The organism is Rhodococcus sp. 1R11, from assembly GCF_004563845.1.
GTDB lineage: Bacteria > Actinomycetota > Actinomycetes > Mycobacteriales > Mycobacteriaceae > Rhodococcoides.
In genome coordinates this window covers 1-11,475 of record NZ_SPNG01000025.1, presented here as the reverse complement: position 1 = coordinate 11,475, position 11,475 = coordinate 1, and the positions used below count along the sequence as shown (strand labels likewise).

The 11,475-nt window shown below is 62.3% G+C and carries 10 protein-coding genes; 4 read left to right on the top strand and 6 right to left on the bottom strand.

The genetic code is table 11. The features are described 5' to 3' along the window. Positions 1-36 precede the first annotated feature (36 nt). The 4 genes from E4P29_RS25670 to E4P29_RS25655 form a co-directional block, all read right to left on the bottom strand. Positions 37-1,524: an NAD-dependent succinate-semialdehyde dehydrogenase gene (locus E4P29_RS25670; RefSeq protein WP_135048071.1), complete on the bottom strand. Its 1,488-nt coding sequence runs from the start codon at positions 1,522-1,524 to the stop codon at positions 37-39. After that, on the bottom strand, positions 1,521-2,822 hold the full coding sequence (locus tag E4P29_RS25665) for an aminotransferase class III-fold pyridoxal phosphate-dependent enzyme (protein WP_135048069.1): 1,302 nt from the start codon (positions 2,820-2,822) through the stop codon (positions 1,521-1,523). The genes E4P29_RS25670 and E4P29_RS25665 overlap by 4 nt, the downstream gene beginning before the upstream one ends. Positions 2,823-2,992: 170 nt before the next feature. After that, on the bottom strand, positions 2,993-3,886 hold the full coding sequence (locus E4P29_RS25660) for a LysR family transcriptional regulator (RefSeq protein ID WP_135048067.1): 894 nt from the start codon (positions 3,884-3,886) through the stop codon (positions 2,993-2,995). Positions 3,887-4,165: 279 nt separating this feature from the next. Continuing rightward, positions 4,166-4,747 (bottom strand): TetR family transcriptional regulator, encoded by a 582-nt coding sequence (locus E4P29_RS25655; RefSeq protein ID WP_167735622.1) that lies wholly within the window; start codon positions 4,745-4,747, stop codon positions 4,166-4,168. A gap of 94 nt (positions 4,748-4,841) precedes the next feature. Here E4P29_RS25655 and E4P29_RS25650 point away from each other — a divergent pair, with 94 nt between their 5' ends. The 4 genes from E4P29_RS25650 (at position 4,842) to E4P29_RS25635 (ending at position 9,467) form a co-directional block, all read left to right on the top strand. Next, positions 4,842-6,059, top strand: a complete 1,218-nt coding sequence (locus tag E4P29_RS25650) for an MFS transporter (RefSeq protein WP_245154499.1) — start codon at positions 4,842-4,844, stop codon at positions 6,057-6,059. A 756-nt stretch (positions 6,060-6,815) separates the two neighbouring features. After that, positions 6,816-7,244: a hypothetical protein gene (locus E4P29_RS25645; RefSeq protein WP_135048063.1), complete on the top strand. Its 429-nt coding sequence runs from the start codon at positions 6,816-6,818 to the stop codon at positions 7,242-7,244. Between the two features lie 26 nt (positions 7,245-7,270). Further along, positions 7,271-7,999 carry an aldolase/citrate lyase family protein gene (locus tag E4P29_RS26615; protein ID WP_348539780.1) on the top strand — a complete coding sequence of 243 codons (729 nt, stop codon included), beginning with the start codon at positions 7,271-7,273 and terminating at the stop codon, positions 7,997-7,999. 37 nt (positions 8,000-8,036) lie between these two features. After that, a complete protein-coding gene (locus E4P29_RS25635; RefSeq protein WP_135048059.1) occupies positions 8,037-9,467 on the top strand; it encodes an NAD(P)/FAD-dependent oxidoreductase in 1,431 nt (476 codons plus the stop codon). 271 nt (positions 9,468-9,738) lie between these two features. Here E4P29_RS25635 and E4P29_RS25630 read toward each other — a convergent pair whose 3' ends face one another. Next, positions 9,739-11,208 (bottom strand): NAD-dependent succinate-semialdehyde dehydrogenase, encoded by a 1,470-nt coding sequence (locus E4P29_RS25630; protein ID WP_135048057.1) that lies wholly within the window; start codon positions 11,206-11,208, stop codon positions 9,739-9,741. Positions 11,209-11,370: 162 nt separating this feature from the next. Next, on the bottom strand, positions 11,371-11,475 hold a 105-nt coding region (locus E4P29_RS25625), incomplete at its 5' end, for an aldehyde dehydrogenase family protein (RefSeq protein ID WP_135045936.1).

The following is an 11,475-nucleotide window of genomic DNA, read 5'->3' as shown; positions in this document are numbered from 1 at the left end:
TTTCGTTCTGGGGAGAAGTGAATGGATGTGGGTAGTTCACGTGCTGGGGCGGCGGGCGATGTTGTAGAAGCGCACGTTCTGGTACTCCTCGAGCCCTTCGGCACTGCCCTCACGACCGAGACCGGACTGTTTGATGCCGCCGAAGGGAGCTGCGGCATTCGACGGAACGCCTTGATTGATTCCGACCAGGCCTGTTTCGAGACGGTCGGCGACGTTCAACGCTCGGTCCAGGTTCTCGGTGAACACGTAGCCGGCAAGGCCGAACTCCGTGTCATTGGCGCGGGCGATAGCCTCGTCTTCGGTGTCGAATCGCTGCACTGCGGCGATCGGCCCGAAGATTTCCGAGCGCGCCATGTCGGCTGACGCAGGAACGTGGTCCAGCAGGGTCGGCGCAAAGAAGCTGCCCGGGGCGTCGAATGCGCCCCCGCCCGTGCGCAATTGCGCACCCTTGCTGATGGCATCTCGGGTCAGCTCGGCCATTTTCGTGGCGGCGCGATGGTCGATCAGTGGGCCGAGGGTGGTGCTGTCGCCGAGTCCGTGGCCGACCTCGAGTGCGGCAAGACGCTCGGTCAATGCGTCCACGAAGTCATCGGCGATCCCGCTTTGCACATAGATGCGGTTGGCGGCGATGCACGACTGGCCACCGTTGCGTAGCTTGGCGGCGAACACGCCGTCGACTGCGCGCTCGAGGTCGGCGTCGTCGAACACCAGTGCCGGGGCGTTGCCACCGAGCTCCATTGAGCTCCGTAGCACCCCATCGGAGGCAATGGCCATCAGCTGTCGGCCGACGCCGGTCGAGCCGGTGAACGAGACCTTCCGCACACGTTGGTCACGCAGCACCGCAATGCTGAAGTCAGCAGGCTTCTCTGTGGTGATGACCTGAATCAGGCCCTCGGGAACACCGGCCTGGCGAGCCAACTCGACGACGTACAGAGTGGTGAGAGGGGTGAGGTTGGCAGGCTTGATGACAACCGGGCAACCAGCAGCAAGTGCCGGCGCGATCTTGCGGGTCGCCATTGCGAGCGGGAAGTTCCACGGGGTGATCAGTACGGCAAGACCGACCGGGCCGCGGCGCACCAAGATGTTTGCGCCGCCGTCGGGTGCGTCGCGGAAATCACCACCCGGGCGGACAGCCTGCTCGGCGTACCAGCGCACGAAGTCGCTGCCGTACTTGACCTCACCACGAGCCTCGGCCAGGGGTTTGCCCATCTCGCGGGTGATGAGGTGGGCGATCTCCTCGGTGTGGGCGACGAGCGTGTCGTACCAAGCGTGCAAGACGTTGGCGCGTTCCCGCGGAGTTGTTCGCGCCCACGCGCGTCCGGCATCGTCGGCGACGCCGACCGCTTCGAGAGCACCCGTGACGTCGATTTCAGGGACGTACCCGATGTGCTCGCCTGTAGCGGGATCGTTCACCGACGTGCCACTGGCCGGCAAGGCGATCGAGTCGATGACGTTGTTCGCGTACGTGATTCGGTCCGTCGAGGCGGGGACAAGAGTGCGGGTGTCGACGGTGGCGGAGGTCAACGATTCACCCGATCCGTGATGGCGGTTTCGATGGCGTCGATATAGCCCTTCAGTTCGTCGTCACTGACGATGAAGGGCGGACTGATCTGCAGTGAGTTGCCGCGCAGTGGACGCGAGATGTAGCCGAGGTCGATCAGGTCGTCGGCGATCGATTCGGCGGAAAGGTTCTCGGACAGAGTGATGCCACCGAGTAAGCCGCCTACGCGAACATCGATGACTTCGCCCTGCCGCGCGTTCAGGCCATCCAGTGCGTTTCGAAGTACGACCTCGAGCTCCGTGACGCGCTCGACGAGCCCGTCACGTTCGAGGATGTCGAGGTTCGCGAGGGCGACCGCCGATGCGGTGGCGTGTCCGGCGTAGGTTGCGCCGTGGCGGAAGATCGGGGTATCCGGGGAATCGACATAGAACGGTTCCCAGATGTGTGGACTGACCAGCACTCCGCCGAGTGGCGCGTAGCCGGACGTGACGCCTTTCGCAAAGGTCAACAAATCCGGTGTGACGCCGTACCTTTCAGCGGCAAACATCGTTCCGGTGCGACCGAAACCGGTGATCACCTCGTCGAGAATGAGCAGGATGTCGTTGTCGCGACAAATCTTCTCGACTGCTTCCAGGTATCCGGGGGTGGGCGGGTTCACCCCACCGGTGCCTTGCACAGGTTCGGTGACGATAGCAGCGATGTTGTCGGCCCCGATCTCGGCGACCATCGCCACGATGGCGTCGGCGTCGTGCAGCGGGAAGCGGGCGGTGTCGGGCACCAGGGACTCGGTACCGTAACCGTCGCGGTTGAACTGAAGGCCCGCGATGCTGGTGCCGAAGGCGTGCAAGCCGTGGTAGGCGAACTCGCGAGACAGGATCATCTTCTTGGTGGCTCTACCTTCGCGCTGCCAGTGCCGACGAGCCAACTTGCATGCCACGTCGATGGAGTCTGCACCACCAGAGTTGAGAATGACCTTCGACCGTTGGATGGGCGATAGAGCGGCCAGCCGCTCGCCAAGAGCCAGAGCTTTGTCGTTGGTGAATCGGGCAAAGATGTGGTAAGTCTCCAGCCTGCGCATCTGATCGAACGCGACCTGGGCCAACTCGGGGTGGGCGTGGCCGATGTTGGCGTGCCAGAGGCCGGCGGTCCCGTCGAAGAGCTTCTGGCCGTCGGTGGTGAAGACGTACGATCCGACGCCGCGATCGATAACGAGCTGACGTCCGAGCACCGATGGGGTGTGTGCCTGCGCGGGCCAGAGCGCTGGTCCGTCGATGATCGACCGTGCCGAATCGTCCGTGGCAATGTTGTCGGTGAGCGTCATGGGCCCCTCCTTGCAAATGGTCGACGTGGCCGTCGTATGTCCCGGTGCCACGATCGAAGACTGATGTAACACCCACGCTAAAGCCCATCGACTGTGAGCAAAAGCGACAAGTTCTGACCATCTATTGTCAGTTATCGTTACATGTCCTGCTGGCTACGAGGACGCAGCAGTCAGTGCCCGAAGACGCGCAATGCGTTCATGACGGCCACCCGAAACGCGACGGTGGCCGGGTGGCCCTCGGAACCCTCGCGCACGACCAGATGCATGCTGCGATGCTGGTCGGTCGGCAGCCAGTTGCTGGGAACGAGGCCGCTGCTGAATTCGCGGACGGCCATGTCGGGAAGGAATGCTGCAGCGAGGCCACGCTCGACCATGCGGACGTGAAACAGCAGGTCCGTGGACTCGTGGGCAATCAGCGGCTCGAACCCTCGTTCGCGACACACGCGCACGGCCCACTGTGCCGAGGCAGCCGAGGACGGTTCCATCGTCCAGCGGACATCACGAACCCTCTCGATATCCCCGTCGGAAGACGGGTCCGGCAGGTATCCGCGCACGGGGTCGGTGCCGAGTGTGGTGACGTGCAGACCGCCCGAAGAGAATTGCTCGACACCCGGATACGTATCGGTGAGTACCGCGTCGACCTGCCGGGATGTGAGCAGTACCGCTGCCGCTTCCGGGGCGGCCAGTCGGAGCCGGATCTCGATGCCGGGGTGAGTCTGTGCCAGCTCGACCATTGCCGTTGGCAGCACGTTGCGGCTGATGGTGGCAAATGCGGCCACTCGCAGCACGCCGCGCGGGTGCCGGTGCGAGGTGGCCAGATCGGATTCCGCCCGCTCCACCGCAGCCATGATCGCGTGGGTATTGCGGACCAGCTCCTCGCCCGCGGTGGTGAGCTGAACATTGCGGCCCACCCGCTCGAGCAGCACTACACCGGTCTCGCGCTCCAACTGCGCCAGCTGTTGAGATATTGCCGAGTGGCTGTACGACAGTTCTCGAGCCGCCGCCGTCATACTGCCCCGCAGCTTCACTTCGCGGAGGAGCATCAGACGGTGTAGATCGAGCATCCCCCCATACTATCGGCGAGCACGGACGGAGAAGCACTTGCCATGACGGGAACTCGACACGTGGTCGACAGTCTCTACGTTCGGAAACTTCTGCCGCTCAACGCATTCAAAGATCGATACCGCTCTCAGGCGTCTCGAAGCAGGACCCTGGGCGCTACTTCGATCGGACACGACCGAACGGAGCCACGACGCTGTGGGGCGGAGACCTCACCGCAGCACGCTACAGCGGATGCCCTGCGCTGAGTTGTCTGTTGTCATCGTGATCGATCAATCTACGCATTACGTTCTGCATCCAGTGCAGTCACCGTGATCAGGATGGTGGGCAGCCGTGATCGCAGCAATCACAGCCCGCACGGCGTCCCGTCGAGCGGGCTCCGCTCTGAAATGCTGATGAATGCTCCATCCTTCGATGAGGGCGTCCAGAGCCTCGGAGACTTGTTCACAGAAGTGCGCAGCCAACAGCTCCCGTGTGGTTGCCAGCCACCTCGTGCACACCTCAGCGGCCGCGAGATTGTGATTGGCATAAGAGTAAAGCTCGAGAAGCGCACGTTCCTGGTCGGCGGACGGCCTGTGGCCGCCGCAGATTATGTCCGTGACCGCGTCGATAGCCTCCTCCAGGTTGCTCGCGTCGGTCAGGGCTCGCCGCGGCCCGGCCGACACCAACTCGTAAAGCGACACGAAGGCCTGTTCGATCAACTGCGTCAGACCATCGAAGTAGTAAGTGAGCGATCCGAGCGGTACGCCGGCCTGTTCGGCTATCGCTCGGTGCGTAGTTGCGTGGACGCCGCGATCGACGATCACACGCAACGCAGCGCTGATTATCAACTCGCGGCGGTCTATGGCCCGCTGCTGCTCAACCATGACCGGTAACACTTCCATTCGAGTTCCAGGTAGTCGTTTCTGCCGTGTACATTAGTACACGTTCAAGAAGGTGTACAGATGTACAGATGTACAGATGTGGCAACAATTCGAGAGGCTTGTGTCGATGTCCATAGCTAGGCACAAAACGGCTCTGTGCGTCCTATTTCTCATCCCGGGCGTCAGCATTTCTTCGTGGGTCACACGAACGCCCGCCATTCGGGACGGTCTCGGTGCCAGTACCAGTCAGATGGGACTGGTGTTGTTCGGGTTGTCACTCGGCGCGATGGTTGGAATCCTCGCCTCCGGGCCGTTGGTATCTCGGTTCGGGACCAAACCGGTAATCGGCACCGGCGTAGCCTTCGTAGTGCTGAGCATGCTCGTAATCGGCCTCGGTTCGGCGCTTTCGGTCTTGCCGCTGGTCATGGGCGGACTGGCTGTATTCGGCTTGGGTATGGGTGCCAGTGAAGTTGCCATGAACATCGAGGGCGCGGAAATCGAGGCACGCACCGGTCGGCCATTCCTGATGGCAATGCACGGAATGTTCAGCCTCGGCACAGTGATTGGAGCGGCAGCGGGGGTTGTGTTCACCTCGGTCGACTTCTCGGTGGCGCTGCACTTGTCGATCGTCTCGTCAGTGGGCTTGCTTGCGTTGTTCTCAAATCTCAGAGCCATTCCGGCTGGGACTGGTCTTTCACGAGTCCCGACGAACGAACCATCATCTATCGAAGCCGCACCGTTGTGGAGGGACACACGCCTTCTAGGTATCGGGTTCGTGGTACTGGCTTTAGCCCTCGCGGAAGGTACTGCCAACGACTGGCTTCCGCTCATCTTGGTGGACGAGCACGGATTCGACCAATCTCTGGGGTCTATGGTGTACGCCACCTTCGCACTGTCGATGACAATCGGTCGCTTCTGTGGCGGGTTCATAGTCGGCATTCTCGGGCGACTGAAGGTCCTTACCGCGAGTGCGATGTTCGCAGCCCTCGGATTGGCGCTCGTATCGGTTCTGGAAAACCAGGTTGCGGCCGGCGCGGCGGTGGTCCTATGGGGCCTGGGCGCTTCCTTGGGTTTTCCACTCGCAATCTCACTTGCTGGCGACTCCGAGACGAATTCGGCTGCACGCGTTTCATTTGCATCCACACTCGGGTACATCGCATTCCTCGTCGGCCCTCCCGCACTCGGCTTTCTCGGGGATGCGTTCAGCCTGCGTGGAGCACTGCTCGTCCCCATGGCCGTTGCAATCGGCGCAGCATTTTTGATCCCCGTCACGCAAAGTCGCACACGCGAAGCGCGAGTTTTCTCTACCCACTAGCAACTTTCAGCGCACACGTTGCGAACGAACCCCGTCGTCCTGGCAGGAATTGAGGACGGCGGGTTAATCGTGCACCGCGCGAGCAGATAAACCAGTTCTATGTCAGATACATCGTCTAGGTTTTCTGACGGTTCCGCAGTTGTCGGCAACTGTGCGCAGATCGATCACGGTCCCCTTTCGCCACCGAGCAGTCGAGGGTGCGCTGCAGCAGTGCCTCGACGTGGTCGACCAAGCCCGGGACGTCATCCAGCGTGGTGTGCGCGCCACCGCGCGTCGATAACAGCGCGGTGCGAAGTTTTGATACGACCACGTGGCGGGGCTACGGAGCAGGTTCGACACGTGGACGATACTGCTGCGACAAGCGAGATTTCGACTGATGTCGACGAGGATTCAATACGTAAAATTACCGATTGTAAGCAGCATCGACCGGTGTAATGTACGAATCCGATGGGGTCTGGATGCAGGATTGCCGGGCGAGCACCAAATCAATCTGTGGTAGCCACGCCGAAACTGCCTCCTTGACTGATTAGGCGTCTTGATTCCATTAAATGCGCAGTTTCGCTTGCTCGAACCTGCGGACAGAGGGCACGCATGCACATTTGCGAAAGAGGGTCGAAATCCCAGGAACACACTTTTGGCATGTAAGCGAAACGTGCGCGTCCACCCCCTCACTATTCGAAAAAGGTTCGCAACTGGAATGGAGGGCATTAAAGGCAATCGTATTCTGCGGTAAAATCGGGATTATCCTATCGCTTCATGTCGGTCGCTCAAATCAGACCCTTGTACCCGCACCATTCGCACGAGAAGATCAATACGTTGAAGGAAATTAATTCGATGGCAAATACAGCAAAAAGAACTTTGGCCGTGAACACGTTTCGCTTGCGCGAAGGAAAGTCACCCGAGGACTTCGTCAAGTTCTCTGCGGAGGTCGATCAGCCCACCTTGGGCGACCAGGAAGAAGTCTTGCGCTTTCGTGCGTTCAGAGTTTTGGGGGAGGCGGAAGGCGGCGGTGTCGGCTTCGAATTCATCGAACTTCTTGAAATAGGTGACTGGGATGAGTGGATCGCGGTGCGTGACAACAGCCCCGCGCTGTCCGAGGTCCGATCCGGGTTCGACGAGCTGGTCGAACCCGGATCAGTTCGGTGCTCTTTCGCGGAACCCATTGGCAGGTCGAGCGAGGACTAGCTCAAAGGTTCGGCAACGGAGTTCCCATGGAATTCTGCATGAACTGCGGCTCTGCTCAGCCAGGGACAAATTGCAATTCTAGAGCCGGCGGACGCAGCAGCGTGGCCCACTGCCGCGAGGCGGTCGCAGGCAGTTCGATCGTCTGGGGGACTTTGCGGACTTGGTCCCCATCTCCGTTCGGAGACGGGTCCGGAAGGTGGCGCGAGCCGAATCCGTGCCCAGAGTGGCGACTCACACAACGCTCCGCGAGAGTTGGTCGGTCCCCGGCTAGCCATTTGTCGGCCCTGCCTCGATCCGCAGGGACGTGCGAGACCGCAGCCGAATCAGGCGCAGACAACTGCAGCCTGATCTCGTGCGGCTATCGCGGGAACGCCCGGTATCGACGGCGTCTTATCGGACCCAGCGATCTGTCCGCCTCGATGGGACTACTCGGACAGCAGAACCACCCCGACCTCGTGGCCGCCGTGAACGATGCCTTCACGGCGATTGTATCCGCCGGAAAGCCGTTCGGAGTCAATGCTTTCGATACCGGCCGTGCCGATTTCTACACTGAGGACGGCGCACGGTTCCTGCTCGTTGGTGCCGACGCCGCAATCTTGGCGCGGGGTCAGAAGCACTGGCCGAACGCTGTATCGAAAGCAGCCAGGACGTTCCCGACAGCAATCGACCAGCCGCTGCAACGCGGACAGAGGACCATCGCGTTCGGTCTGTCTGTACCGCACCCCTATCGACAACACGTTCTCCGAGTTGGCTGATCGTGCATCGACGACCCGAACACGAAGGCATACAACGATGTCTATACCGACCACGCCCGAACTCACACCTGCGTTGGCCAAGCGCCTCCACCGGCACCACGTCGTCATCATCGGCTCCGGCTTCGGCGGGTTGTTCGCGGCGAAGCAGCTACGCAAGGCCAACGTCGACGTGACGCTGATCGCCAAATCCACGCACCACCTCTTCCAGCCCCTGCTGTACCAGGTCGCGACCGGAATCCTGTCCGAGGGCGAGATCGCCCCGTCGACCCGGTTGATCCTCAAGGATCAGCAGAACGCATCGGTCATCCTCGGCGACGTCACCGCCGTCGACCTCGACGCGAAAGCCGTCACGTCTCGCTTCCTCGAGCGCGTCACCGTCACCCACTACGACAGCATCATCGTCGCGGCAGGCGCGGGTCAGTCCTACTTCGGCAACGACCACTTCGCCGAGTACGCACCCGGCATGAAGACCATCGACGACGCCCTCGAACTCCGCGGCCGCATTCTCGGCGCTTTCGATCAGGCCGAACTCGCAACCGATTCGGCCGAGATCGAGAAGCTGCTCACGTTCGTCGTCGTCGGCGCAGGCCCGACCGGGGTCGAAATGGCCGGGCAGATAGCCGAATTGGCGCACAAGACGCTCAGCGGCACCTACCGCCACATCGACAGCCGCAGTGCCCGCATCATCCTGCTCGACGCCGCATCGAAGGTGTTGCCACCGTTCGCTGATTCCCTCGGCCAAGCCGCCGCAAAGCGTCTGACCAAGATGGGCGTCGACATTCAGCTCGGCGCAATGGTCACCGATCTCGACGCCGACGGCTTGTCGGTCAAGGACGGAGACGGCACTGTTCGACACATCGCGGCCCGCACCAAGGTGTGGTCTGCAGGAGTTGCCGCGAGCCCGCTCGGGAAGCAGCTCGCCGAGCAGTCCGGTGCCGAAATCGACCGTGCCGGACGCGTATTGGTGAACAAAGACTTGACGCTCCCCGGTCACCCCGAGGTATTCGTCGTCGGAGACATGATGAGTATCGACAAGCTCCCCGGCGTCGCACAGGTCGCGATTCAGGGTGGACGCTACGCAGCACGCGTGATCGAAGACGGCGTCGAAGCTGTCCGCGCGGGCCGAGACGTGCCCGTGCGCAAGGACTTCAAGTACTTCGACAAGGGCTCGATGGCGACCGTCTCGCGGTTCAGCGCCGTCGCGCAGGTCGGACCCATCAAGGTCACCGGATTCATCGCCTGGATGATGTGGTTGATGGTGCACCTGGTCTACATCGTCGGCTTCCGTAGCCGTCTGACGACCGTCATCTCGTGGCTCACGGCGTTCTTCTCCCGGGGCCGAGGCCAGCTCGCGATGACCGAGCAGCAGGTGGACGCGCGAGCCGCGATGGTCTACTTCAACGCGCCCGACCCCGAAGGCGCCGGCGTCGGGGCCACTGCACTGGAGCCGGTTTCTGCGTCCGGCTAGTCGGGGACCTGCTGTTCATCGCAGGCACGCTCGCCGAGGGGTTGGTTCAATCTCGCCTGAGCCAACGTGCCCATACGCATCACGGGTGGCAAAACTGTACTCCAGCTGAGTGACTTGGCGGACAACGCGTTGGTTCCAGTGTCGGCTGGGTCGGACCCGAGGTGCGCCGCACCTGTTGTCCGCGGTGCGGCCGCTCGTCAGGGACGACAACCTCACGCAGACAACAGAACCCGGTATCGCACTCGCCGCGCAATACCGGGTTCTGGTCGTGTCAGGCGAACGGCGACGGGGTCAGTGTGTACTTCGTCTGCAGGTACTCGTGAATGCCCTCGGCTCCGCCTTCGCGGCCCAGACCGGACATCTTCCAGCCACCGAAAGGAGCTGCGGCGTTGGAGACGACACCGACGTTGAGGCCCATCATCCCGGTCTCGAGCCGCTCGATCATGCGCTGGCCTCGGGTGAGGCTTTCGGTGAACACGTAGGACACCAGCCCGTACTCGGTGTCGTTGGCCAGGGCGATCGCCTCGTCCTCGGTGTCGAACGGCGCTATGGCCAGGACGGGTCCAAAGATCTCCTCCCGCAGGATGTCGCTACCGGCAGCGATGTCCGACAGGACGGTCGGTGCGAAGAACGTTCCGCTGCGGTCTAGGCGCTCACCTCCGGTGACAAGCGTGGCACCGCGGTCGACGGCATCGGCGACGAGGGTGCGGGCTTTGTCGACGGCCTTGTCGTCGATGAGCGGACCGATCGTCACCCCTGGCTCGGTTCCGCGGCCGATGGTGAACGCGGCGACCTTCTCGGTGACCCTGCGGGTGAATTCGTCGGCGACCGAGCGGTGGACGATGAACCGGTTCGCCGCCGTGCAGGCCTGTCCGATATTGCGGAACTTTGCCGCGATCGCACCGTCGACCGCCTTGTTGAGATCTGCGTCGTCGAAGACGACGAACGGGGCGTTTCCGCCGAGTTCCATCGACGTCCGCAAAACGTTCTTCGCTGCCTGTGCCATCAATCGTTGTCCCACCGGAGTGGAGCCGGTGAAGGACAGTTTGCGTAGGCGAGGATCGGCGATGATCGGTTCGGAGAGCTCCGCTGTCGCGGTGGTGGTCACCACGTTGACCACTCCGGCAGGCAGACCCGCCTCGTCGAGTACTGCGGCCAGGAGCAGGGTCGTCAGCGGTGTCAGGGTGGCCGGCTTGATCACCACGGTGCACCCTGCCGCGAGGGCAGGGGCGATCTTGCGAGTTGCCATGGCCAACGGGAAGTTCCACGGGGTGATCAAGAAGCACGGCCCGACCGGATGCTGGGAGACGATGGTACGGCCGGTACCTTCCGGGTTCGCACCGTAACGGCCCTGCACGCGGGGAGCTTCTTCGCTGAACCACCGCAGGAATTCGCCGCCGTAGGCGACCTCACCGTGAGCCTCGGCCAGGGGCTTGCCCATTTCTATGCTCATCAACAACGCGAAGTCCTCCTTGCGTTCCTGCAGGAGGTCGAATGCTCGCCGCAGGATCTCGCCGCGTTCGCGCGCGGGAGTGGCGGCCCACGACGGTGCCGCATCCACGGCGGCGTCGAGTGCGGCCATTCCGTCCTCGGGGGTGGCATCAGCGATGGTCGCGACGACCTCGCCGGTGGCCGGATCGTCCACTGTCAGAGTGGCATTGGAGCTGGCAGCTCGCCATTGCCCGGCGATGAACAAGCCGTCGGGGACGGAAGCGAGCAGGGTCTTCTCAGCGTCGGTCATATGTGTTCCTCAGTCGGATGCGTCGACCCAGTGTGTCGACGTGGTTTAGGTTGTGGCGGCAGGCCAAGCACGCGGACTGACAACTTTCCTCAGTCCGCGTGCTGTGTTCTACCGACGGATCAGCCACACGCCCAAACGTCGGGCGCGTGACTGTCCCCGACCTCAGGGTTGACGCAGGGTACGAATCAGCTTCTTGTTCGCGAATTCGTCGATCCCATGACGCCCGAGCTCACGCCCGAAACCCGAACGCTTGACGCCACCGAACGG